Origin of the sequence: Citrobacter sp. RHB36-C18, assembly GCF_013814485.1 — a bacterium.
GTDB lineage: Bacteria > Pseudomonadota > Gammaproteobacteria > Enterobacterales > Enterobacteriaceae > Citrobacter > Citrobacter braakii.
On sequence record NZ_CP057125.1, the window covers coordinates 234,977 to 257,201 of the forward strand.

Sequence of the window (22,225 nt, forward strand, 5' to 3'; positions counted from 1 at the left end):
CTACTTGCAGCAGGCCGGGCTATTTCCCGGCGGCAAGCATTTTATGCTTCTTCGTCGTCACGCAGCGGAACAATCAACATGTCGACGTGGACGGTGTTGATCAGTTGGCGCGCGGAGGACATCAGTTTGCTCCAGAAATCCTGGTGGTGACCACAAACGACCAGATCCATGTCGTATTTTTTGATGGCATCAACCAGAACCTGACCCAGGTCGCCGCTACCACTCAGGGTTTCGGTGATAGGGTAGCCTGCATTGGTGGACAGCTCGGTTAACGCGTGGTGGGTTTCTTCAGAAATGCGTTTCTGCATGTCGCCCAGATTCACGTCGATAAGGCCGGTGTACAGGTCGGAATAGTTTACGTCAACGTGGATAAGGGAAACTTTAGCATTGTAAGGCCGCGCCATAGAGACCGCTTTTTCAACCAGAACTTTGCTTTCCGGAGAAAGATCAACCGCGATAAGAATGTGTTTATAAGCCATAGTGTTACTCCTTCCATAAGTTGTCGATGACTAGCCTGCTGGCGTTTCTCTGCCGCCGCGTCATCCGCGTCCTGCGAACCTTGTGCGCGGGGCTAGCCCAGTCGTAAAAACGTACCATATAAGGACTATCCTTACATTATAGCGACCAGAATAATCCGTCAATCCGCCTTGCTTGCCAAGCAGTTAAACAAATTTTTTAGTTAATTGCATTGATAGCGATTAACCTTCTGGCAAAAAAATTAACTAATCTCCTACACTATCTAGAGGGGCGTTCGAATGCGTGATACTAATACGAACGGTTTCTTCAGTACTCTTCACTGAATGGTTTGGCAGGGTATCGGGGAGCGGTAGTCCCGGAAAGGAGTTCCGTGGGCGGGTCGCCGGGGAGGGGGTATGATAAGCACCATTGCATTGTTCTGGGCTTTATGTGTCGTTTGCATTGTTAATATGGCGCGCTATTTTTCTTCGCTACGCGCACTGCTAGTAGTACTTCGTGGTTGCGATCCATTGCTTTACCAGTATGTAGATGGAGGGGGCTTTTTTACCTCGCATGGGCAACCGAACAAGCAGATGCGTCTGGTGTGGTATATCTACGCTCAGCGTTACCGCGATCATCATGATGATGAATTTATTCGCCGCTGTGAGCGGGTTCGCGGTCAGTTCATTCTCACCAGCGCGCTATGCGGCCTGGTGCTAATCAGCATGGTTGCGCTGATTATCTGGCACTGATTCCAACGACAGATACAAAAAAAGCGGGCCAGTTTCCTGACCCGCTTTTTTACCGCGCATTCGCTTAGATAAGCTTCAGGGAGAGCCAGTACAGCCCGCCGGAAAGAAGAATTGCTGCTGGCAGGGTGAAGACCCAGGCCATCAGAATGCTGGTCACCGTTTTACGCTGCAAACCGCCGCCATCAACAACCATCGTTCCCGCAACGGAAGAGGAGAGTACGTGTGTGGTGGAAACGGGCATACCGGTGTAGCTGGCAAGACCGATAGAGACTGCGGCGGTCATCTGCGCCGACATCCCCTGGGCATAGGTCATGCCTTTCTTACCGATTTTCTCACCGATGGTGGTTGCCACGCGACGCCAGCCAATCATCGTACCAATACCCAGCGCCAGTGCGACGGCCATAATGATCCAGATAGGCGCGTACTCAATGGTGCTCAGCATGTCAGATTTCAGTTTCTTCAGCAGACGCTGATCGTCAGCGCTTACGCCAGGCAGCTTAACCACTTTATCGGTGGTATCAGAGATGCACAGCATAATACGGCGCAACTGACCACGCTGTTCGACGCTTAACTTGTCGTAGGTTTCCAGATTCGCCAGCATACCTTTCGCACGTTCCAGCGCGTTGATGGTATTCGCCGGGTGGCAATGGAACTCGGTCGGCGTCGCTGGTGCCGCGTCCGTCGGGGACGGAATCAGTTGGTCTACGCCTGTGGCCTGTTTAAGCAGGTCAGGGCGCTGCTGGAAGAAGACTTCGACGTTATTGATTGCATCGCGGGTACGGGTAATTTCGTAACCGGAAGCATTCATATTCACCACGAAACCTGCTGGCGCTACGCCAATCAGCACTAGCATCACCAGACCAATGCCTTTCTGACCATCGTTCGCGCCGTGGGAGAACGCCACGCCGATAGCGGAGAGGATCAGTGCAATACGCGTCCAGAACGGCGGCTTTTTCTTTCCGTCTTTCTTTTCACGTTCTGCCGGCGTCAGGTGGATACGGGCACGTTTTTTCGTACCGCTCCAGTAGCGACGCAGAATGAAAATAAGACCACCTGCAACCACCAGACCGACAATAGGTGAGATGATAAGCGAGGCAAAAATACCGATAACTTTCGGGATGTTAAGTGCATCCACCACCGAGGTGCCGTTCATCAGCGCATTGGTTAAACCAATACCGATAATGGCGCCAATCAGCGTGTGGGAACTGGATGCAGGCAGACCAAAGTACCAGGTACCCAGGTTCCAGATAATTGCCGCCAGCAACATGGAGAACACCATGGCGAGGCCATGTGACGATCCCATATTAAGCAGCAGATCCGTTGGTAACATATGCACGATGGCATACGCCACGCTGAGACCACCCAGCAAAACACCAAAGAAGTTGAACACCGCAGCCATGACCACCGCCAATTGCGAACGCATTGCACGGGTATAGATCACAGTTGCGACAGCATTGGCTGTATCATGGAAGCCATTAATTGCTTCGTAGAACAGCACGAAAGCCAGAGCAAGCAATAGTAAAAGCCCGGTATGTAAATCCAGGCCAGCAAACAAATGTAGCATAGGACGTTACGCCATTTTGAGGACATGAACGCGGCGCATTATCAGTGACTTTGGCGGCGCGGGCAAAGTGAAATATAGAGTTTTTTTGATTTGTCTCCTGCTTTGTTTTACACCACTAAAGAATTATCCTATATATTTCAGATAAATACCCTTTATCGGTAGTTTGGTGCTGGTGCGACCACTGAGGAATCTTTACAATTCACTCCCGCTTTTTAGAGAGGATCGCAACGTGGAAAGGTTTGATACCGTTATTATAGGCGCTGGCGCAGCGGGTATGTTTTGTGCCGCGCAGGCAGGACAAGCAGGTAGTCGCGTACTGCTAATTGATAATGGTAAAAAGCCCGGGCGCAAGATTCTCATGTCTGGCGGGGGCCGCTGCAACTTTACCAACCTTTATGTCGAGCCGGCTGCGTATTTGAGTCAAAACCCGCATTTTTGCAAATCGGCGCTGGCGCGTTATACACAGTGGGATTTTATCGATCTGGTGGGTAAGCACGGTATTGCCTGGCATGAAAAAACGCTAGGCCAGCTTTTCTGCGATGATTCCGCCCAGCAAATTGTCGATATGCTGGTGGATGAGTGTGAAAAAGGTAACGTAACTATGCGGTTACGTAGCGAAATCCTGAGCGTTGAGCGAGATGGTGACGATTTTGTCCTGGAATTGAATGGGATGAGTGTCGGCACGAAAAAGCTGGTTATCGCCTCCGGTGGTCTCTCTATGCCGGGTCTTGGCGCGACGCCGTTTGGTTATAAAATTGCGGAACAGTTCGGCCTGAACGTTTTGCCTACGCGCGCAGGTCTGGTGCCTTTCACCTTACATAAGCCGCTACTGGAGCAGCTTCAGGTGCTCTCTGGCGTATCCGTTTCTTCCGTTATCACCGCCGAGGACGGCACCGTATTTCGTGAAAACCTGCTCTTTACGCACCGCGGGCTTTCTGGTCCGGCCGTGCTGCAGATTTCCAGTTTTTGGCAGCCAGGTGAATTTGTCAGCATTAATTTGTTGCCGGATGTTGACCTCGCGAGCTTCCTCGATGACCAACGTAGCGCACACCCTAATCAAAGCTTAAAGAACACCCTGGCAATGCAGTTGCCAAAGCGTCTGGTGGAATGTTTACAGCAGTTAGGGCAAATCCCGGATGTCTCGCTGAAGCAGCTTAATGTACGCGATCAGCAAACGCTGGTTGAGACGCTGACTGAGTGGCGGGTGCAGCCGAACGGTACGGAAGGGTATCGTACCGCTGAAGTCACGTTGGGCGGCGTCGATACCAACGAGCTGTCATCGCGCACGATGGAAGCGCGCAAAGTACCGGGACTCTACTTTATCGGCGAAGTCATGGACGTCACCGGCTGGCTGGGCGGCTATAACTTCCAGTGGGCGTGGTCGAGCGCCTGGGCATGCGCGCAGGATTTGACACCTGCCTGACCGTGGTGCCCGACAACCTGGGCTGCCGGGCGTTATCATTAGTTCAGACCAAGAAAATACTGGGCGATTTTAAAGTAGATAATCAACCCGGTACCGTCGATAAGCGTGGCGATAAACGGGGCGGAAACCACGGCGGGATCAATGCCGATACGCTTGAGCACCATGGGGATCACTGATGACACCACGGCGCTCCACAACGTAATGCAAACCAGCGTCAGGCTAACGATTAGCGTGATTTCCACTCCGATACCCATCATCCACGCGCGCAAGCAGCCTGCCAGACCCAGCGTCAGGGCGATCAGCAGCGAAGTTGAAACTTCTTTGCGGATCACCCGACCCATATCGCGCAGCCGCACTTCTCCCAGCGCCATTGAACGTACCAGCGTTGAGGTGATCTGCGTACCGCTGTTGCCGCCAGTACCAATTAATAGTGGAATAAAAAAGGCCAGTGCAATAGCAGATTCCAGCGCCTCTTCAAAATGTTGAAGAACGCTGCTGGTATAGGCTTCTGCGACAAAAAGCAGCAGGAGCCAGACAGAACGTTTTTTCCACAATGTCCACGGGCTAATCTCCAGGTAGGGTTTTTCCAGCGGCAACGTTGCCCCCTGAAGCTGAACATCTTCGGTAACATCATCTTCCTGTAGATGAGCGATCTCTTTTTCCATCAGACAACCGACCAGCTCACCTTTCTCAACGACAGCCACCAGATCGAGTTCGCGTTCGGCTAACTCGGCAACGACCTGTGCCCGTTCATCATCAGGCTTTACATGAAACAAACAACTGTCCGTAAGATGGTTGATGCTCAACGATGTATCTTTTTCCTGCAATAAGCGCTTGATGGATAACACCCCGCGCAGCGCTTTTCCAGCCACAACAAAGACCTGGCCTGGAATATCATCCGTTGTGAGCTGGGAGACAAAGTATTCACGAGCGCCGTTCACGCTGAGATGATCCGGCAGGGTAATAAAATCGGTGCGCATATATTGCGCGATAGCATCGCCATTGAAATCCGGCATAGGATGATGGGCGGCGCAGAGTGGCATAGATGACATGGTGTAATTCCCTATAAAAATCTCTCATAGGGGCGAACAAGACAGGGTTAGCGCAGGCGGATCCCTACGTCCTGGTTTTAGCACTGAACAACGTATCTGTCCGATGGTGAAATCGTCAGAAGTTACCTTGGCAACACCTTGATTCGATGGATGCCTGTATTTCCCTGAGTGGCCTCTCTCGATACCAGCAGGGCGGTAACTTGTATTTGTACAGGAGCCTCGCCATAACGAGATCGGTAAATGAGCCACTATTATAGCGATGTCTAATTATTGATTATGTTTATAGTTGTGAATGTTTATCAATCGTTGATATACGAAATATTCCCTGTGCCAGAGCGCGATAGGGCTGAAGTGGAAACTACAACCGAATAGACATATTGAATCCAGGTGTTAGTATTCAATAGACAGCAGTTATGAGTATGCGTGTTTCATTTCCGGCCAGGAACGCTGATGATGACAACATTACTACCCGATTTCACAGCATTTTCGTCATTCACTTCCTGCGCGGCGCAGGTTGCCTTAACGCCTGTCCGCTCTCTGGCCATAGTTTCTTATTCCTTCTCATCCCGGATGGAATCTCCCGCTGAATAGCTATTCAGCGGGCTTTGTGACACGCATCGTTTGATAACAGGGATTACGGCGGGTCGAATATGGATAAGTTTAAGCGTCATGTGATGTGGTGGGGGGCGGGCACCCTGGTCGTGGTGGCTGCGATAGCATGGTGGATGCTCCGTCCTGCCGGAATACCGGAGGGGTTCGCAGCCAGCAACGGTAGAATTGAAGCCACCGAAGTGGATATTGCTACCAAGATTGCCGGGCGAATTGACACGATCCTTGTGTCGGAAGGGCAGTTCGTTCGTCAGGGCGAGGTGTTGGCGAAAATGGATACTCGCGTGCTGCAGGAGCAGCGGCTGGAAGCGATCGCGCAAATCAAAGAGGCCGAAAGCGCGGTGGCGGCGGCGCGAGCGCTGCTGGAACAGCGGCAAAGTGAAATGCGCGCCGCGCAGTCGGTAGTAAAACAGCGCGAGGCGGAGCTGCAGTCGGTTTCTAAACGCCACGTGCGTTCCCGTTCGCTATCCCAGCGTGGGGCCGTGTCTGAGCAACAACTGGATGACGATCGGGCCGCGGCAGAAAGCGCACGCGCCGCGCTGGAATCCGCAAAGGCGCAGGTCTCAGCGGCAAAAGCCGCAATTGAAGCCGCTCGCACCAGCATCATTCAGGCGCAAACCCGTGTAGAAGCTGCGCAGGCCACCGAACGTCGTATTGCGGCTGATATTGATGACAGCGAGCTGAAAGCCCCGCGCGATGGTCGCGTGCAGTACCGCGTTGCTGAGCCGGGTGAGGTGCTTTCTGCGGGTGGGCGCGTCCTGAATATGGTCGATCTCAGCGATGTCTACATGACGTTCTTCTTGCCTACCGAACAGGCTGGCTTACTGAAGATTGGCGGCGAAGCGCGCCTGGTGCTGGATGCCGCACCGGATCTGCGTGTTCCGGCGACCATCAGCTTTGTGGCAAGCGTCGCGCAGTTCACACCGAAAACGGTTGAAACCAGCGATGAGCGGCTGAAGCTGATGTTCCGCGTTAAAGCGCGTATCCCGCCAGAGCTGTTGCAGCAGCATCTCGAGTACGTGAAAACCGGTCTGCCGGGCATGGCGTGGGTGCGTATCGATGAAAATCGAGCCTGGCCTGACGACCTGATGGTGAGGTTGCCGCAATGACGCATCTGGCGCTGGTTCCCGTTCCTCCCGTGGCGCACCTTGACGGCGTGAGTCAGCATTACGGGAAAACGGTAGCGCTGAACAATATCACGCTGGATATCCCCGCCCGCTGTATGGTGGGGCTGATTGGCCCGGATGGCGTCGGAAAATCAAGCCTGCTGTCGCTCATCTCCGGCGCGCGAGTCATTGAACACGGTAACGTGATGGTGCTGGGCGGCGATATGCGCGACCCGAAACATCGCCGGGATGTCTGCCCGCGCATTGCCTGGATGCCGCAGGGGTTGGGGAAAAACCTGTACCACACGCTGTCGGTGTATGAGAACGTCGATTTCTTTGCCCGGCTATTTGGCCATGACAAAGCGGAGCGCGAAGCGCGGATTACCGAGCTGCTGAACAGCACCGGACTGGCGCCGTTTCGCGATCGTCCGGCCGGGAAACTCTCGGGTGGGATGAAGCAAAAGCTGGGGCTGTGCTGTGCGTTAATCCATGACCCGGAACTGTTAATTCTCGATGAACCTACCACCGGGGTCGACCCGCTGTCCCGCGCCCAGTTCTGGGATCTGATTAACAGCATTCGCCAGCGGCAGACCAACATGAGCGTGCTGGTTGCGACCGCCTACATGGAAGAAGCCGAGCGCTTTGACTGGCTGGTGGCGATGAACGCCGGGGAGGTGCTGGCCACCGGGAGCGCGCAGCAGCTACGCGAAAAAACCAACTCCGACACGCTGGAGCAGGCGTTTATCGCGCTGTTACCCGAAGCCCAGCGCCAGGCGCATAAGCCAGTGGTGATCCCGCCGTATCACGCTGAGCAGGAAGAGATTGCCATCGAGGCGAAAGATCTGACCATGCGCTTCGGCAAGTTCGTGGCCGTTGACCACGTTAACTTTCGTATTCCGCGCGGGGAAATCTTCGGTTTTCTCGGCTCCAACGGCTGCGGTAAATCCACCACCATGAAAATGCTCACCGGGCTGCTACCCGCAAGTGAAGGTGAGGCGTGGCTGTTTGGGCAAGCGGTTGACCCGAAGAATATCGATACCCGTCGCCGGGTAGGCTATATGTCGCAGGCGTTTTCGCTCTACAGCGAGCTGACCGTACGGCAAAACCTCGAGCTACACGCGCGGTTGTTCCATATCCCCGAAGCAGAAATCCCGGGGCGGGTACAAGAAATGAGTGAGCGCTTTTCGCTGACCGATGTCGAAGACGCGTTGCCTGGCGCGCTGCCGTTGGGGATCCGTCAACGCCTGTCGCTGGCGGTGGCGGTGATCCATCGCCCGGAGATGCTCATTCTCGATGAACCAACCTCCGGGGTCGATCCGGTGGCGAGAGACATGTTCTGGCAACTGATGGTCGATCTGTCGCGTCAGGATAAAGTGACCATTTTTATCTCCACCCATTTTATGAACGAAGCCGAGCGCTGCGACCGTATGTCGCTGATGCACGCCGGAAAAGTCTTGGCCAGCGCTACGCCGCAGGCGCTGGTGAAACAGCGTGGTGCCGCCAGTCTGGAAGAGGCGTTTATCTCTTGGTTACAGGAAGCGGCAGGTCCGGCGCCGGAGGCTCAGTTACCGCCAGCCAATGTCCCGGCAGTGCATGAAAACAGTCAACCGCCGCACCAGGGATTTAGCCTGCGGCGCTTGTTCAGCTACAGCCGCCGCGAAGCGCTGGAGCTGCGACGTGACCCGGTACGTTCAACGCTGGCGCTGATGGGCACGGTGATCCTGATGTTGATCATGGGCTACGGCATCAGCATGGATGTGGAAAACCTGCGTTTTTCGGTGCTCGATCGTGACCAGACAGTCAGCAGCCAGGCGTGGACGCTGAATCTGGCGGGATCGCGCTATTTTATCGAGCAGCCGCCGCTCACCAGTTATGACGAGCTGGACAAACGGATGCGCTCGGGCGAAGTCGCGGTAGCCATAGAGATCCCGCCAAATTTTGGCCGCGATATCGCGCGTGGAACGCCGGTGAAGATTGGCGTCTGGGTCGATGGCGCAATGCCGAGCCGTGCGGAAACGGTCAGAGGCTACGTGCAGGCGATGCACCAGACCTGGCTGCAGGATGTGATGGCGCGTCAGCCAAATACCAGCGGGCAAAACGGATTGATGACCATTGAAACTCGCTATCGTTACAACCCGGATGTGAAAAGCCTGCCAGCGATTGTTCCGGCGGTGATCCCGCTGCTGTTGATGATGATCCCCTCCATGCTCAGCGCTCTGAGCGTGGTGCGTGAGAAAGAGCTGGGGTCGATTATCAACCTGTACGTGACGCCCACTACCCGCAGCGAGTTTTTACTCGGCAAACAGTTGCCTTACATCGTGCTGGGCATGCTGAACTTTCTGCTGCTGTGTGCGCTGTCGGTGTTTGTATTCGGCGTCCCGCATAAGGGGAGTTTTGTGACCCTGACGCTGGCCGCGCTGCTGTACGTCACCATTGCCACCGGGCTGGGATTGTTAATTTCCACGTTTATGAAAAGTCAGATCGCCGCCATTTTTGGTACGGCGATTATTACGCTGATCCCGGCGACGCAGTTTTCCGGGATGATCGACCCGGTCGCCTCGCTGGAAGGGCCGGGACGGTGGATTGGCGAAATTTACCCGACCAGCCATTTTCTGACCATCGCGCGCGGGACGTTCTCTAAAGCGCTGGATCTGACCGATCTCTGGCCGCTGTTTATTCCACTGGCGGTAGCCATTCCAGTGGTCATTGGTCTGAGCGTATTGCTGCTGAAAAAACAGGAGGGGTGATGCGCCGATTACGGAATATTTATAACCTCGGCATCAAAGAGTTACGCAGCCTGCTGGGTGACAAAGCGATGCTGACGCTGATCGTCTTCGCCTTCACGGTCTCGGTTTACTCTTCTGCGACCGTTCTGCCAGGGTCGCTGCACCTGGCGCCGATTGCCATTGCCGATATGGACCAGTCGCAGTTGTCGAATCGCATTGTGAACAGTTTTTATCGTCCGTGGTTTTTACCGCCGAAGATGATTACCGCCGATGAGATGGATGCCGGGCTGGATGCCGGGCGCTATACCTTCGCTGTGAACATTCCGCCTGATTTTCAGCGCGATGTACTGGCTGGGCGGCAGCCGGATATTCAGGTTAACGTCGATGCCACGCGAATGAGCCAGGCCTTTACCGGCAACAGCTATATCCAGAATATCATCAGTGGCGAGGTGAACAGCTTTGTGTCGCGTTACCGCGATAACAGCGAGCTGCCAGTGGCGCTGGAAATGCGTATGCGCTTTAACCCTAATCTGGAACCCGCCCGCTTTGGCGCGGTGATGGCGATTATCAACAACATCACCATGCTGGCGATTGTGCTTACCGGGTCGGCGCTGATTCGCGAGCGTGAGCATGGGACCATTGAGCACCTGCTGGTAATGCCGGTGACGCCGTTTGAAATCATGATGGCAAAAATCTGGTCGATGGGGCTGGTGGTGCTGGTGGTTTCCGGTCTGTCGCTGATGCTGATGGTAAAAGGGGTGCTTGGCGTACCGATTGAAGGCTCGATACCGCTGTTTATGCTGGGAGTGGCGCTGAGCCTGTTCGCCACCACATCAATCGGCATTTTTATGGGCACGCTGGCGCGCTCCATGCCACAACTGGGGCTGCTGATGATTCTGGTACTACTGCCGTTACAGATGCTCTCCGGCGGCTCTACACCGCGTGAAAGCATGCCGCAGGCGGTGCAGGACATTATGCTGACGATGCCGACTACCCATTTTGTTAGCCTTGCGCAGGCGATTCTTTACCGCGGCGCAGGATTTAATATTGTCTGGCCGCAGTTCCTGACGCTGCTGGCGATTGGCAGTACGTTCTTCCTGATAGCGCTGCTGCGTTTCAGAAAGACGATTGGCACGATGGCGTAAATATTATTGCCGGAAGGCGGCTGCGCCTTACCCGGCCTACAAACGGGAATGAATGTAGGCCGGGCAACAAAACAAGCAATTACTCTTCTTTCGGCAGGCACTGCAGATGACCGTGGCGCACGCCGCGCTGGGAAATCACGTCATCGGCAAAATGCTGCACATCGCCCATGTCACCTTTTAGCACAGCGATTTCCAGACAGTCGTCATGGTTGATGTGCACGTGCAGCGTGGCGACTGATAAATCGTGGTGGTGATGTTGGGTGGAAACAATACGGCTCGCCAGGTCACGCTTCTCATGCTCATAAACATACGAGAGCACTGCGAATCCCTGAGTGCCGTGCTCCTGGGTGGTTTCCTGCGCCAGTGCGCCGCGCAGAATATCGCGGATCGCTTCGGAACGGTTGTTATAGCCACGGCGCTGGCTCAGGCTGTCGAGCGTTTCCAGTAAATCGTCATCGAGGGTAATGGTGACTCGTTGCATCTGCAATTAACCTTTCATGTGGCGCGTGGGCGCACAGGGAGTAAGGGGAATAGCGTATTTTGTAACACACGTCCGGCATCCGGGGAAAAGGTTAATGCTCTCGCAATAAACGCAGCAGGGTTGTTACCTGTTCATCCAGCGGCGCGAGCGTGTCTTTGACGATCAGATGCAGCGGGGTGGCACGGCGAGCGCCATGGCTTAACGGCAGCGGTCGTAATAGCCCCTGCTCAAGCTGCTGCTGAATTCGCTCCTCAGGCAACCAGCCGTAACCGACCTGATACATCACCGCCTCAATCGCGGCATCAATGGTCGAGAAGGTCCAGGCATCGCGCACCGCTTGCTGCGGGTTGTCGCGATCGGCAATGCGAATCAGCGGCCACGCGCGTAATGCGTCTTCATCCAGCGGCGCATCCAACATGCAGAGCGGGTGATCGCGGTGGGCAACGGCCACGAAGTCAATATTCATCAGCCATTCGCCGCGGCCGGTGATATCCTGGCGTCGGGTCAGGACCATCACGTCCGCATCGGCATGCGCTGCCAGTCGATCGTCAGCATTCTCCAGCACTTCGGTCAAACGCACCTGCGTCTGCGGCCACGCCTGCTGAAACTGCTTGAGGATCGCGAACAGGCGTTTGCGTGGGAAGATGCTATCTACCATGAAATCCAGCCGCGTTCGCGTGCCGTTTTGCAACGTTGCTGCCCGGGTTTCCACCCATAAAAAGGCCTTCAGTAACGGTTTGACCTGGCCCAACAGTAGCTCTCCCGCAGGGGTTAATACCGCCCTGCGACCTTCCGGCGTCAGCAGCGTCACGCCAAGCCGCTCCTGCAGTAGCGCCAGATTGTAGCTCACCGAAGACTGGCTACGGTTGGTCTCTTCCGCAGCTTTAGCAAAGCTGCCCAGCTCCACGACTTTCTCCAGTAAGGCCCATTGCTCCAGCGTTGTCTTATGCATAACTCATCTAAAAATTGAATGAATATGATGTAAATATAGCGTTATTCATCCAATTTTTGAAGCGGTAAGATCCTCGCATCAAGTAAGAGGAGAACGAATATGAGCACTTTTGATAAACATGATTTGAGCGGCTTTGTCGGCAAACATCTGGTCTATACCTACGATAATGGCTGGAATTACGAGATCTACGTGAAAAACGACACCACTCTGGATTACCGTATTCACAGCGGCATTGTGGGGAATCGTTGGGTGAAGGATCAGCGGGCGTACATTGTGCGGGTTGGCGAGAGTGTTTATAAAATTTCATGGACCGAACCGACCGGGACCGACGTCAGCCTGATCGTAAATCTGGGCGACAAACTCTTTCATGGCACCATCTTTTTCCCACGCTGGGTGATTAACAATCCGCAAAAAACGGTCTGTTTCCAGAATGACCATATTCCGCTGATGATGTCATATCGCGATGCGGGTCCGGCATATCCAACTGAGGTGATTGACGAGTTTGCGACCATCACCTTCGTGCGTGACTGTGGGGCGAATAATGACAGCGTTATTGCCTGTGCGGCCAATGAATTGCCGGAAAACTTCCCGGAAAATTTACGCTAAGGCTTCCAGACGCTGCACGGCGTCGGCGGTCAGGGTAAACGGCGTGGGGGTACACACCGCCAGGCTCAGGGTATCGAGCTGGCACTGGCTGACTGAGAGTGAGGAGGTTAGCGCGGTGCTGTCGACGCTGACAATTTGCCAGGCGCTGCCGCCACGCTGTTTCACGATAGCTTCTTTACGCGTCCAGATGCGCCAGAACGCCGCCAACTGTTGCTCCGGGCGTTCGGCCTCAACTTCGGCATGTTCCCTGAGACTGAACACCGTATTTGCCAGCGTCTGCCAGTTATCGCGCGGGCGAACGACTTCAATATCACAGCCGACTTCCCCTTCGTCGCTGAGCAGCAGGGCAATATCATCACCGCTGTGGCTGAGATTGAACCACAGCGGAGTGTCGGCGGAAAAGGCCGGTTTTCCTTGCTCGCTGTAGACGATGTCCGGTAATGGCGAAAGAGTATGGGAAAGCAGCACGCGACCTGCCAGCCAGCGCGCACGACGAGCGCCTTGCGGGGCCTGCTCACGCAGTGCGGCAGGCAGTGTGCCAGCGCTTAAAACAGAAACTTTCCCAAGAACGATCCGGTACATATCAGGGCTAACCTTTAGTAATAATGGGGTTGTTTACCATTCTATACATGCTGTTTGCAAGTTTATCCAGGTAATCGGGTTTTGGGCCTGCCGGGTCCCAGCAAAATTGCCAGTTTGCTACCGCCTGTGGTGGTTTCCATCCAGATTTTACACACGCTGGTTAACGGCACGGAGAGCAGCATACCTACCGGACCAAGCAGCCATCCCCACACCAACAGAGAGAGAAAGACGATTAGCGTCGATAATCCCAGCCGGTGCCCCATCATGCGGGGCTCGAGGATGTTGCCAATTACCATATGCACCACCAGAAACAGCGCCCCAACCAGCACGCATTCGTAAACGCCGTTGAACAGCAGCGCCTGGATCATGGGTGGAACGGCGGAAATGACCGAGCCAATGTTGGGCACGTAGTTTAGCAGGAATGCCAGCACACCCCACATCAGAGCAAACTGAATCCCCATTAGCGCCAGTCCCAGCCAGACGATGGCACCGGTCCATAAGCTGAGCAACGTTTTCAGCGCCAGATAGTGAGAAACACCTTTCAGCGCCCGATGCAGCCCCGCAATATGGATTTGTGGGTTGTTCAGCGCAAAGCGCAGCTTATAGGGGACATGACGCACCTCAAACAACATAAAGACCACCGTCATCACCAGCAGAACGACGCTGGCCATGGCACCGGAAAGACTTGTCATCAGCGTGGTTGTGAAGGTCATCAGCTTGTCGGAGTCCATACGTTGCAGCATGCGCTCCGGGGACATATGCAGATTCAGAAAAGGTACCATCTCTTGCAGATACAGAACCTTGCGCGTCAGCTCCTTGTTGTATTTTGGCAGCATGGCCATGAATTCAGTAATGGATGACGCCAGAACGCCGATTAACGCCGTAAGAACGATCAGCATCACCACCACGACTAACGTTATCGCGACCGGCCGACGTACACCCCGGCGAATAAACCAGATGACCAGCGGATTCAATACAATGGCAAAAAAAAGGGCCAGCAGAAGCTGTACGATGATATCCGCCGCGGCATGAATACCCGCGAGGATCACCACCAGAGCAGCCAGTTTGAGCAGAATGTGCAAACCCGTTTTATCGGGCTGGGCGGTTGTCATGTCGTCTTCCTGTTTGCGTTTTTGAATTAAGTGTAGCGGCTGGCTTGCGACTGATATTCCTAAACTGACTACTGATTTCTGCCCGGCAACATGGTAGAAATGAAACACTGTTGTGAAAACGTGGTGATCCTCCATGCCCGAACCCGTCGCTGAACCGACGCTTAGCGGTTTACGCCTTAATCTGCGTATTGTCTCTGTGGTGATGTTTAACTTCGCCAGCTACCTGACCATTGGTCTTCCGCTCGCTGTATTGCCAGGCTATGTCCATGATGTGATGGGATTTAGCGCTTTTTGGGCAGGGCTGGTCATCAGCCTGCAATATTTTGCTACGCTGTTGAGCCGCCCACATGCTGGTCGCTATGCCGACCTGCTGGGGCCAAAGAAGATTGTGGTATTCGGACTGTGTGGCTGTTTTTTAAGTGGTCTGGGCTACTTCCTGGCGGGCTTCACGAATGGCTGGCCGTTGGCCAGCCTGCTGCTGTTATGCCTGGGGCGCGTGATTCTAGGGATCGGGCAAAGCTTTGCCGGGACTGGCTCTACGCTGTGGGGGGTTGGGGTCGTTGGTTCAATGCACATCGGACGGGTGATTTCGTGGAACGGCATCGTGACCTATGGCGCGATGGCGATAGGCGCTCCGCTGGGCGTTCTGTTTTATGCCTGGGGTGGCTTACAGGGACTGGCGCTGACCGTGATGGGCGTGGCGCTGTTGGCAATACTGCTGGCGCTCCCTCGTCCGGCGGTGAAGGCCAGCAAAGGCAAACCGTTGCCGTTTCGCGCGGTGCTTGGGCGTGTCTGGTTGTACGGCATGGCGCTGGCCCTGGCCTCAGCCGGATTTGGCGTGATCGCCACTTTCATTACCCTGTTTTATGATGCCAAAGGCTGGGACGGCGCCGCTTTCGCGCTGACGCTTTTTAGCTGCACGTTTGTGGGGACCCGCCTGTTATTCCCAAATGGTATCAACCGTTTAGGTGGACTAAATGTGGCGATGATCTGCTTTAGCGTCGAGATTGTTGGGTTGCTGCTGGTGGGGATGGCTTCCATGCCGTGGATGGCGAAAAGCGGCGTCCTGCTGGCCGGTGCAGGGTTCTCGCTGGTGTTCCCGGCGCTGGGCGTGGTGGCGGTAAAAGCCGTCCCGCAGCAAAATCAGGGCGCTGCGCTGGCGACGTATACGGTGTTTATGGATTTATCACTGGGAGTTACGGGGCCGCTGGCCGGGCTGGTCATGACGTGGGCGGGCGTGCCGGTTATCTATCTGGCGGCGGCAGGGCTGGTGGCGGTGGCGTTATTGCTGACCTGGCGATTAAAAAAACGGCCTCAGGTGGTGTCACCGGAGGCCGAGTCATCGTCTTAACCGTTACTGGATAACCAGCGTGTTAATGATGTTTTCTGCGGTAGTCTGCGCTTTTTGCTGATCGTCAGCAGGCAGCGTGATTTGCAGAGTCAGCAGTTGGTTATCGACTTTACCCAACACCACGGAAGAGTAAGCGGTCTGGCCTTTGGCCGAGATGATGCTGTCTAACTGCTGCAGCGTGTGGCCTTTCAGCTCAATAGATTTATTGGTGACGACCTGCAACTGCGGGTCGCGGCTACGCTGCTGATCTTCCAGGCGTTTTGCCAGCACAGCCAGGTCTTCGTTGGTATTGTCGCCAACAATCACAATCACCGCTTTCTGGCCGGTTGCGTCAGAATAAACGTGCATATTGTTCGCCTGGGTGCCCAGTTTGCCGCTCTGATCGGTCATATCCGCTGGCAGGGAAAAACTGAGTTTACCGTCCAACAGGCTGACCGGTTGTCCGGTGGCGCTACTTTCTGCGGCAGCACCCTCTGCTGGCGCTTTTGTATCGCTATTATCACAGGCCGCAAGCCCCATAACCAGCAGGCCAATACCGACATATTTAACCAGATTGCGCATTGACTTCTTCCTTTCGATAAACGGCCATAACGGCTCATTCGTCCATCTTATCACAACTCGGAAAATGAACCTTTAACTCGTCTGCAATGCAGAGATTTCGGATTTATCTGCCAGCCTTTTCAGTAACATATTCAGCAGCACGCCGTACATTGGCAGGAAGAAAATAATGCTGATCAGCACTTTGAAGCAGTAGTCGACCAGCGCGATTTCCATCCAGTGCTCGGCCATAAAGGCATCCGGGCTGCGCCAGAAAGCGATAAAGAAGAAGGCTAACGTATCGCTGATGTTGCCAAACAGCGTCGAAGCCGTTGGCGCCAGCCACCAGCGACGGTTCTGACGCAGGCGGTTAAAGACATGCACATCCAGAATTTGACCCAACGCGTAAGCCATAAAGCTGGCGGCGGCGATACGGGCGACAAACAGATTAAAGTGCAGCAGTGCGCCGAATCCCTGCCACGATCCCATATAGAACAGTGATGAAACGACATAGGAGATCAGCAGCGCGGGGATCATTACCGCAAAGATGATACGTCGTGCCAACGGTGCGCCAAAAATACGCACGGTCAGATCGGTCGCGAGGAAAATAAACGGAAAGCTGAAAGCGCCCCATGTGGTATGGAAACCAAAAATGGAGATCGGTAGCTGCACCAGATAGTTGCTGGAGGTGATCACCAGCAGATGAAATAGCGATAGCCAAAACAACGCTTTTACGCGTTGAGATTGTGTAAACGGAGTCATATTGTGACCTTTTTGTTGGATGGGGTGAGGGAACCCAATAAAAAACCGTCGCATGATACTGCTTTAAGAGCACATTGCAATGGGTGTTTTTCACGCAATCGTTAACCTGATTGGCTTACGCCACAACAGAGCGTAAAATAACGCCGTTTTTGAATGAACGAGACTACGATGAGCGATCTGTTTACCTCTCCCGACCATACTCTTGATGCCCAGGGGCTGCGCTGCCCGGAACCCGTAATGATGGTGCGTAAAACCGTGCGCGGTATGCAGGCGGGTGAAACGCTGCTGATTGTCGCCGACGATCCGGCGACAACCCGTGACATTCCCGGCTTCTGTACCTTTATGGAGCATGAGCTGGTGGCAAAAGAGACCGACTCTCTGCCGTACCGCTATCTGGTGCGCAAAGGCCAGTAATCTCAGCCGGATGGCGCTAATGCAACAGCCGTCCGGCACAGACTCATTATCCTTTACGTAGTAACCGCAGCGCGTTAGCGGTCACCAGTACCGTCGCTCCCGTATCTGCCAGCACCGCCAGCCACAGTCCGGTTATCCCGAGCAGGGTGGTGACGAGGAAAATCCCCTTCAGGCCTAGCGCAATCGCAATGTTCTGGCGAATATTGGCGTGGGTGGCGCGGGCTAACTGAATCATTTGCACCAGACCACGCAGGCGGTTGTGGGTCAGGGCGGCATCGGCGGTTTCCAGCGCGACATCGGTCCCGCTTCCCATCGCAATGCCAATGGTGGCTGCTTTCATTGCCGGAGCGTCGTTGATGCCGTCGCCGACCATCGCCAGCGGCGACTGTTGGTTAAGATGGGTAACGGCCTGTACTTTATCTTCCGGTAATAGACCCGCTTTGAATTCTAGACCCAATTCACTGGCAATAGCTGCCGCCGCTCGCGGGTTATCACCCGTCAGGATCACCCCTTTCACACCAATCTGATTAAGCTCGCTGATGGCGCTACGGGCATCGTCGCGCAGCGTGTCCTGTAGGGCCAGCACGCCGAGAACGGCATCGTTACGCAGCACCAGCACCACCGTTTGACCCGCGCTTTCCAGCTCGCTTATCTGCCCGGCAAAAGCATCGGCAGGTTGCTTACCGGCGGCGCAAATCAGCACGCGTTCGCCGTTGACCAGTGCTTCAATGCCAGAGCCAACCAGCGCCCGCTGATCTTTTGCGACAGGGATAGTCAGTTCGCGCGTTTGGGCTTCCCGAACAATCGCCTGCGCCAGCGGGTGCGTCGCGCCTTGCTCTACTGCTGCCGCCAGCGCCAGCAGTTCTGCCTCGCCAATACCGCTTGCCGGGTGAATCGCCGTGACGCGCGGTTTACCGACGGTCAGGGTGCCGGTTTTATCAAACGCGACCTGCGTTACCCTACCCAACTGCTCCAGCGCGGCCCCGCCTTTGATTAACGCGCCACGACGTGCCGCGGCGGCAAGGCCAGAGGTAATGGCGGCGGGTGTGGAAATCACCAGCGCACATGGGCAGCCAATCAGCAGCAGCGTCAGCCCTTTATAAATCCACTCCTGCCAGGATGCGGCAAACAGCAGCGGTGGTACAAGGGTGACCAACAACGCAACCGCCATAATGGCTGGGGTGTAAATCCGGCTGAAACGGTCAATAAAGCGCTCAATGGGGGCGCGGCGTTCTTCCGCTTCTTCAATCAATTTCAGAATACGGTCAATGGCGCTGGCACCCGGTTCGGAGAGTACTTCCAGCGTTACCAGACGGTCCACGCTGGTGGCGCCCGCCGGGACTTTCTCGCCGGTGGCGCGCTCAACCGGTATCGATTCGCCGGTCAGGGCGCTTTCATCAAAGCTGGCAAATCCGGAGACCAGCTTGCCATCGGCAGGTAAACGCCCACCCGCGGCAACCTCGATAACATCGCCTGGCTGGAGAGTATTGATAGCAACCTCTTCGCGCTCGCCGTTACGCAGGCGCGTGGCGGTTTCCGGCTTGAGCGCCATCAGTGCGCTGACCCCTTTACGGGCGCGGCTGGCGGCCCATCCTTCCAGGCGTTCGCCAATTAAAAACAGCAGCAGCACCATGGCGGCTTCTGCCGTCGCGCCGATAAACAGTGCGCCAATGGCGGCCACGCTCATCAACGTTTCAATGGCAAAGTAGCTGCCGGTTTTCATCAGACGCAGGGCCTGACGGGCAATGGGATACAGACCTACCAGCGTGGTGGCGATAAATACTATCTGGCCAAAGGGGTGATTGAACTGCTCCAGCCCCCAGCTAATCGCCATCATGATAATCAGCGAAATCAGCGGCAGGTTCTCTTTAAACCGCGACTCGGGGGCGGCGTCTGGCGCTTGCTCATCGCGCAGGGTATAGCCTGCCTTTTGCACTGCGCTTTCAACTTGCAGGCGGATATCGGAACCCGCATCGACTACCAGTTTTTCGGTGGCGAACAGAACCTGGACCTGGTTGACGCCGTTGACCTGGCGGACCGCATTCTCCACTTTTCGGGCGCAGGCTGCACAGTCCATGCCTGCCACTTTCCAGGAGTAGCGGGTACCCATTACGGTACCGGATACGGGTGGTGGGGTGGAGCAACTTCCTTCGCAGCAGCAGTCGTCAGCCTTTTGTGGCGCAGGCGCTAGCTTGAAAGAAGAAAATTGTGGGGCTTTTTTGCCACTGGAATCGGGTGTCGACATGGCATCCTCCGGTTGATAATCATTTCATATTAACCGGAGGATACACTCTGGAGTCGACTCCAGAGTCAAGCGTTTTAAAGATACAACGAACGAACAATCAGGAAATGTCCGGCGAAGTAGCAGGCGGCAGCAATTGCGTTATCGGCGCGGAAGCGGCGACGGTAATGGCTACCCAGCCAGACAATGTTGCCGATGAACAGGAGTGATGCGCCCATAAAAGCCGACAGCGCCGGAGCGGTCGGGCGGAAGAACCACAGCTCACCAGCCATCCAGACCATCATCAGCGTGATACCAATAAAGGTACAGATAGCGATGCGTAGCTCTTCCAGACGCGTCCAGATCACGGCAATCAGCAACGCCCCCAGCACCACCAGCACCAACGGCAAAGGCCAGAAGAACGACAGCGTCATTTGGCTGGCGAAGTAAATGGTATACAGCAGATGCGACAGGAAGAATGCCCCCACGGCATACAAAAGGCGTTGGCGCGGTAACAGCGTCAGCGCATCGCCCAGCAGCGAGGCAAGCAGGCCAGCCAACACCAGATAGCTGACAGCATTAAACATTGGCGCCTGCCAGGCCAGCAGCGCCAGCAGGAGTAACGTTAGGGGTTTAAAGACCCAGCGTTGCCAGGCGGGCCCACGATAGGAAGCATCCACGAACAACCATGCGGAAAGGCAGACAGCGATAAACGACCAAAGCATCTTAGTTCCTTGAATTCGTTATTTTTTCGTAAGCGGGGTGCTCACGGCTCTACTGTTCAGTGTAGAGGTCGACACTGCCAGATGACAACACCATAACAGGCAATGTATGCTTATTTCCGCATTTTCTGATGGGTTAATAATATGAGCAAACCACCACTTTTTTTCATTGTTATCATTGTCTTAATCGTTGTTGCTGCGTCGTTTCGCTTCGTTCAGCAGCGGCGTGAAAAAGCCGATAATGATACTGCGCCGTTAGTGCAAAAGCAGGTGGTGGTGAGTAACAAACGGGAAAAACCGCTTAACGATCGGCGATCCCGCCAGCAGGAAGTGAGCCCGGCGGGGACCAGCATCCGCTATGAAGTCAGTTTTAAGCCACAAAGTGGCGGCTTCGAGCAGACGTTTCGTCTGGATACCCAGCAGTACCATGCGTTAACGGTCGGGGATAAGGGAACGCTGAGTTACAAAGGTTCGCGTTTTGTTGATTTTACAGTGAACGCTAAGGTTTCATCTGACTGATGCCGGATTGCGGCTTACGCTTTGTCCGGCCTGGAGATTTTGTCGCCCCGGCCTGCTAAGCGCCGCCGGGCGAAAAGATCACAGTTACTTTTTCAACTGATCTTTAATCTTCTTCTGCCAAACCAGTAACTCAAAGACGCCGAACAGAAAAATACGGATTTTCTCTCCGCGGGTCATCTGCGGGCCATCTTTAGGCATGGTGCTTTTTAACAGCGCCAGTTGCATGCCGTGCATCAGCACCATAAAAATCAGTGCGACGTTAACGAAGATGTTAAGCGGGCGTGGAAAGGGTTGGAAAATATTGAGTAGTAAAAATGCCCAGACGCACAACATCAGCAGGCGTCCCAGGTTAATCAGCATCGTGTTCTCCTCGTGCTTCACGTTGGTAAAGGCGATAGGCGACCTGTCCGGCGACTTTTTCGCGGTACAGCGACCAGTTCACCGGAACCGGCGGCAAACCGTTTTCTACTTCGCTTTCAACGTAAATATACGCTTCATTTGCCAGCCAGCCATGAATTTCCAGAAGAGTTAATGTTTCTTCCAGTAATCCTTTGCGAAACGGCGGGTCAACAAACACCACGTTATGCGGCGTACCCGTCTGGGCCAAAAATGTCAGGGTATTGGTGTTGACGACCCGGGCATGGGGGGCTTTCAGCGTGGCGAGATTGTTTTGTAGCTGCTGTGATACCGCGCGATCCATTTCCAGAAGCGTCGCATTTGCCGCATAGCGAGAGAGGGCTTCCAGCCCCAGCGCGCCGCTGCCGGCGAAGCAGTCCAGGCAGTGAGCATCGACCATTACCGGGGCCAGCCAGTTAAATAAGGTTTCGCGTACGCGGTCGGTGGTTGGGCGCAGACCGGGACTATCCGGAACCGGGAGTTTACGGCCACGCCATTGACCGCCAATAATGCGGATCTGGCCGCTACCAGAGTGATTCGGTTTTTTCATTTCAATTATTGCTCAATCCGCTGCTGACGTGTCATTCCAGGCGGTGATGTGAGTTAAGTTAACCCGTCGCCTTTCAAGTTACCTCTTCGTTGGCTGCACTTACTCACCCGAATCACTTACTAAAAGTAAGCTCATCGGGATTCGTGCGCTTGCCACCTTGACGTAACTCGAAATTCATTGGGTATAA

22 protein-coding genes, 1 pseudogene and 1 riboswitch are annotated in these 22,225 nt (G+C 54.8%); of the genes and pseudogenes, 9 read left to right on the plus strand and 14 right to left on the minus strand.

Annotated features, from left to right (window positions below):
• Window positions 1–41: 41 nt before the first annotated feature.
• Window positions 42–479 (minus strand): universal stress protein UspA, encoded by a 438-nt coding sequence (gene uspA, locus HVZ52_RS01085; RefSeq protein WP_003023368.1) that lies wholly within the window; start codon window positions 477–479, stop codon window positions 42–44.
• 393 nt (window positions 480–872) lie between these two features.
• On the opposite strand from uspA, the gene uspB reads away from it, so the two are divergent.
• Entirely contained in the window at window positions 873–1,208 is a 336-nt protein-coding gene (gene uspB, locus HVZ52_RS01090; protein WP_003023371.1) for a universal stress protein UspB, read from the plus strand.
• 64 nt (window positions 1,209–1,272) lie between these two features.
• Here the strand turns inward: uspB and pitA are convergent, their stop codons facing one another.
• On the minus strand, window positions 1,273–2,772 hold the full coding sequence (pitA, locus tag HVZ52_RS01095; RefSeq protein ID WP_016154875.1) for an inorganic phosphate transporter PitA: 1,500 nt from the start codon (window positions 2,770–2,772) through the stop codon (window positions 1,273–1,275).
• Window positions 2,773–3,001: 229 nt separating this feature from the next.
• On the opposite strand from pitA, the gene HVZ52_RS01100 reads away from it, so the two are divergent.
• Window positions 3,002–4,195: an NAD(P)/FAD-dependent oxidoreductase gene (locus HVZ52_RS01100; protein WP_016154874.1), complete on the plus strand. Its 1,194-nt coding sequence runs from the start codon at window positions 3,002–3,004 to the stop codon at window positions 4,193–4,195.
• A gap of 38 nt (window positions 4,196–4,233) precedes the next feature.
• Here the strand turns inward: HVZ52_RS01100 and HVZ52_RS01105 are convergent, their stop codons facing one another.
• Entirely contained in the window at window positions 4,234–5,247 is a 1,014-nt protein-coding gene (locus HVZ52_RS01105) for a magnesium transporter (RefSeq protein ID WP_046274494.1), read from the minus strand.
• A gap of 55 nt (window positions 5,248–5,302) precedes the next feature.
• A riboswitch (M-box (ykoK) riboswitch) is annotated at window positions 5,303–5,486 on the minus strand.
• A 411-nt stretch (window positions 5,487–5,897) separates the two neighbouring features.
• Here HVZ52_RS01105 and HVZ52_RS01110 point away from each other — a divergent pair.
• The 3 genes from HVZ52_RS01110 to HVZ52_RS01120 are packed head-to-tail and all read left to right on the plus strand — an operon-like array spanning window position 5,898 to window position 10,833.
• Window positions 5,898–6,965: an HlyD family efflux transporter periplasmic adaptor subunit gene (locus HVZ52_RS01110; protein ID WP_046274495.1), complete on the plus strand. Its 1,068-nt coding sequence runs from the start codon at window positions 5,898–5,900 to the stop codon at window positions 6,963–6,965.
• Window positions 6,962–9,709, plus strand: a complete 2,748-nt coding sequence (gene rbbA, locus HVZ52_RS01115) for a ribosome-associated ATPase/putative transporter RbbA (protein ID WP_181598770.1) — start codon at window positions 6,962–6,964, stop codon at window positions 9,707–9,709. Before HVZ52_RS01110 ends, rbbA begins: the two co-directional genes overlap by 4 nt.
• Entirely contained in the window at window positions 9,709–10,833 is a 1,125-nt protein-coding gene (locus HVZ52_RS01120; protein ID WP_181598771.1) for an ABC transporter permease, read from the plus strand. Before rbbA ends, HVZ52_RS01120 begins: the two co-directional genes overlap by 1 nt.
• A gap of 79 nt (window positions 10,834–10,912) precedes the next feature.
• Here HVZ52_RS01120 and nikR read toward each other — a convergent pair whose 3' ends face one another.
• The 3 genes and pseudogenes from nikR to HVZ52_RS01130 all read right to left on the minus strand — a co-directional run bounded on the left by nikR (window position 10,913) and on the right by HVZ52_RS01130 (window position 12,266).
• The gene (nikR, locus tag HVZ52_RS01125) at window positions 10,913–11,314 is read right to left on the minus strand and encodes a nickel-responsive transcriptional regulator NikR (protein ID WP_005121550.1); all 402 of its coding nucleotides are present in this window, start codon (window positions 11,312–11,314) and stop codon (window positions 10,913–10,915) included.
• 14 nt (window positions 11,315–11,328) lie between these two features.
• Window positions 11,329–11,409, minus strand: a pseudogene (nikE, locus tag HVZ52_RS22985) (nickel import ATP-binding protein NikE); the annotation flags it as partial.
• On the minus strand, window positions 11,406–12,266 hold the full coding sequence (locus HVZ52_RS01130; RefSeq protein ID WP_047415905.1) for a LysR family transcriptional regulator: 861 nt from the start codon (window positions 12,264–12,266) through the stop codon (window positions 11,406–11,408). The gene HVZ52_RS01130 and the pseudogene nikE, both read right to left, overlap by 4 nt.
• Window positions 12,267–12,365: 99 nt before the next feature.
• Between HVZ52_RS01130 and HVZ52_RS01135 the strand changes: the two genes are divergently transcribed.
• Window positions 12,366–12,872, plus strand: coding sequence for a phenolic acid decarboxylase (locus HVZ52_RS01135; RefSeq protein ID WP_019078109.1), 507 nt, complete (start codon window positions 12,366–12,368; stop codon window positions 12,870–12,872).
• Here HVZ52_RS01135 and acpT read toward each other — a convergent pair.
• On the minus strand, window positions 12,864–13,454 hold the full coding sequence (acpT, locus tag HVZ52_RS01140; RefSeq protein ID WP_046274499.1) for a 4'-phosphopantetheinyl transferase AcpT: 591 nt from the start codon (window positions 13,452–13,454) through the stop codon (window positions 12,864–12,866). The two genes, HVZ52_RS01135 and acpT, sit on opposite strands and share 9 nt — an antisense overlap.
• A gap of 62 nt (window positions 13,455–13,516) precedes the next feature.
• Window positions 13,517–14,566 carry an AI-2E family transporter gene (locus tag HVZ52_RS01145; protein WP_047501404.1) on the minus strand — a complete coding sequence of 350 codons (1,050 nt, stop codon included), beginning with the start codon at window positions 14,564–14,566 and terminating at the stop codon, window positions 13,517–13,519.
• A 133-nt stretch (window positions 14,567–14,699) separates the two neighbouring features.
• On the opposite strand from HVZ52_RS01145, the gene HVZ52_RS01150 reads away from it, so the two are divergent.
• Window positions 14,700–15,917: an MFS transporter gene (locus HVZ52_RS01150; protein WP_047358184.1), complete on the plus strand. Its 1,218-nt coding sequence runs from the start codon at window positions 14,700–14,702 to the stop codon at window positions 15,915–15,917.
• Window positions 15,918–15,920: 3 nt separating this feature from the next.
• Here HVZ52_RS01150 and HVZ52_RS01155 read toward each other — a convergent pair whose 3' ends face one another.
• Entirely contained in the window at window positions 15,921–16,478 is a 558-nt protein-coding gene (locus tag HVZ52_RS01155; protein WP_016154847.1) for a DcrB family lipoprotein, read from the minus strand.
• Between the two features lie 72 nt (window positions 16,479–16,550).
• Entirely contained in the window at window positions 16,551–17,216 is a 666-nt protein-coding gene (locus tag HVZ52_RS01160; RefSeq protein WP_019078120.1) for a 7-cyano-7-deazaguanine/7-aminomethyl-7-deazaguanine transporter, read from the minus strand.
• Between the two features lie 168 nt (window positions 17,217–17,384).
• On the opposite strand from HVZ52_RS01160, the gene tusA reads away from it, so the two are divergent.
• Window positions 17,385–17,630 (plus strand): sulfurtransferase TusA, encoded by a 246-nt coding sequence (gene tusA / locus HVZ52_RS01165; RefSeq protein WP_003827551.1) that lies wholly within the window; start codon window positions 17,385–17,387, stop codon window positions 17,628–17,630.
• A gap of 46 nt (window positions 17,631–17,676) precedes the next feature.
• On the opposite strand, the gene zntA is transcribed toward tusA, so the two are convergent.
• Window positions 17,677–19,875: a Zn(II)/Cd(II)/Pb(II) translocating P-type ATPase ZntA gene (gene zntA / locus HVZ52_RS01170; RefSeq protein ID WP_181598772.1), complete on the minus strand. Its 2,199-nt coding sequence runs from the start codon at window positions 19,873–19,875 to the stop codon at window positions 17,677–17,679.
• A gap of 74 nt (window positions 19,876–19,949) precedes the next feature.
• A complete protein-coding gene (locus HVZ52_RS01175) occupies window positions 19,950–20,576 on the minus strand; it encodes a lysoplasmalogenase (protein WP_016154844.1) in 627 nt (208 codons plus the stop codon).
• A 141-nt stretch (window positions 20,577–20,717) separates the two neighbouring features.
• On the opposite strand from HVZ52_RS01175, the gene HVZ52_RS01180 reads away from it, so the two are divergent.
• Window positions 20,718–21,092: a DUF2500 domain-containing protein gene (locus HVZ52_RS01180; RefSeq protein ID WP_181598773.1), complete on the plus strand. Its 375-nt coding sequence runs from the start codon at window positions 20,718–20,720 to the stop codon at window positions 21,090–21,092.
• 84 nt (window positions 21,093–21,176) lie between these two features.
• On the opposite strand, the gene HVZ52_RS01185 is transcribed toward HVZ52_RS01180, so the two are convergent.
• On the minus strand, window positions 21,177–21,452 hold the full coding sequence (locus HVZ52_RS01185) for a DUF1145 family protein (RefSeq protein WP_016154842.1): 276 nt from the start codon (window positions 21,450–21,452) through the stop codon (window positions 21,177–21,179).
• Entirely contained in the window at window positions 21,442–22,038 is a 597-nt protein-coding gene (gene rsmD, locus HVZ52_RS01190) for a 16S rRNA (guanine(966)-N(2))-methyltransferase (protein WP_181598774.1), read from the minus strand. The genes HVZ52_RS01185 and rsmD overlap by 11 nt, the downstream gene beginning before the upstream one ends.
• Between the last annotated feature and the right edge of the window lie 187 nt (window positions 22,039–22,225).

What these genes read in the sequence shown, in the direction of transcription:
- HVZ52_RS01185 (WP_016154842.1), bottom strand. Translation starts at nt 21,452, where the DNA reads ATGCTGATTAACCTGGGACGCCTGCTGATGTTGTGCGTCTGGGCATTT.
- HVZ52_RS01135 (WP_019078109.1), top strand. Translation starts at nt 12,366, where the DNA reads ATGAGCACTTTTGATAAACATGATTTGAGCGGCTTTGTCGGCAAACAT.
- uspA (WP_003023368.1), bottom strand. Translation starts at nt 479, where the DNA reads ATGGCTTATAAACACATTCTTATCGCGGTTGATCTTTCTCCGGAAAGC.
- HVZ52_RS01130 (WP_047415905.1), bottom strand. Translation starts at nt 12,266, where the DNA reads ATGCATAAGACAACGCTGGAGCAATGGGCCTTACTGGAGAAAGTCGTG.
- HVZ52_RS01150 (WP_047358184.1), top strand. Translation starts at nt 14,700, where the DNA reads ATGCCCGAACCCGTCGCTGAACCGACGCTTAGCGGTTTACGCCTTAAT.
- tusA (WP_003827551.1), top strand. Translation starts at nt 17,385, where the DNA reads ATGAGCGATCTGTTTACCTCTCCCGACCATACTCTTGATGCCCAGGGG.
- HVZ52_RS01175 (WP_016154844.1), bottom strand. Translation starts at nt 20,576, where the DNA reads ATGCTTTGGTCGTTTATCGCTGTCTGCCTTTCCGCATGGTTGTTCGTG.
- HVZ52_RS01105 (WP_046274494.1), bottom strand. Translation starts at nt 5,247, where the DNA reads ATGTCATCTATGCCACTCTGCGCCGCCCATCATCCTATGCCGGATTTC.
- HVZ52_RS01160 (WP_019078120.1), bottom strand. Translation starts at nt 17,216, where the DNA reads ATGACTCCGTTTACACAATCTCAACGCGTAAAAGCGTTGTTTTGGCTA.
- pitA (WP_016154875.1), bottom strand. Translation starts at nt 2,772, where the DNA reads ATGCTACATTTGTTTGCTGGCCTGGATTTACATACCGGGCTTTTACTA.
- HVZ52_RS01145 (WP_047501404.1), bottom strand. Translation starts at nt 14,566, where the DNA reads ATGACAACCGCCCAGCCCGATAAAACGGGTTTGCACATTCTGCTCAAA.
- zntA (WP_181598772.1), bottom strand. Translation starts at nt 19,875, where the DNA reads ATGTCGACACCCGATTCCAGTGGCAAAAAAGCCCCACAATTTTCTTCT.
- HVZ52_RS01120 (WP_181598771.1), top strand. Translation starts at nt 9,709, where the DNA reads ATGCGCCGATTACGGAATATTTATAACCTCGGCATCAAAGAGTTACGC.
- uspB (WP_003023371.1), top strand. Translation starts at nt 873, where the DNA reads ATGATAAGCACCATTGCATTGTTCTGGGCTTTATGTGTCGTTTGCATT.
- HVZ52_RS01180 (WP_181598773.1), top strand. Translation starts at nt 20,718, where the DNA reads ATGAGCAAACCACCACTTTTTTTCATTGTTATCATTGTCTTAATCGTT.
- rbbA (WP_181598770.1), top strand. Translation starts at nt 6,962, where the DNA reads ATGACGCATCTGGCGCTGGTTCCCGTTCCTCCCGTGGCGCACCTTGAC.
- acpT (WP_046274499.1), bottom strand. Translation starts at nt 13,454, where the DNA reads ATGTACCGGATCGTTCTTGGGAAAGTTTCTGTTTTAAGCGCTGGCACA.
- rsmD (WP_181598774.1), bottom strand. Translation starts at nt 22,038, where the DNA reads ATGAAAAAACCGAATCACTCTGGTAGCGGCCAGATCCGCATTATTGGC.
- HVZ52_RS01155 (WP_016154847.1), bottom strand. Translation starts at nt 16,478, where the DNA reads ATGCGCAATCTGGTTAAATATGTCGGTATTGGCCTGCTGGTTATGGGG.
- HVZ52_RS01110 (WP_046274495.1), top strand. Translation starts at nt 5,898, where the DNA reads ATGGATAAGTTTAAGCGTCATGTGATGTGGTGGGGGGCGGGCACCCTG.
- nikR (WP_005121550.1), bottom strand. Translation starts at nt 11,314, where the DNA reads ATGCAACGAGTCACCATTACCCTCGATGACGATTTACTGGAAACGCTC.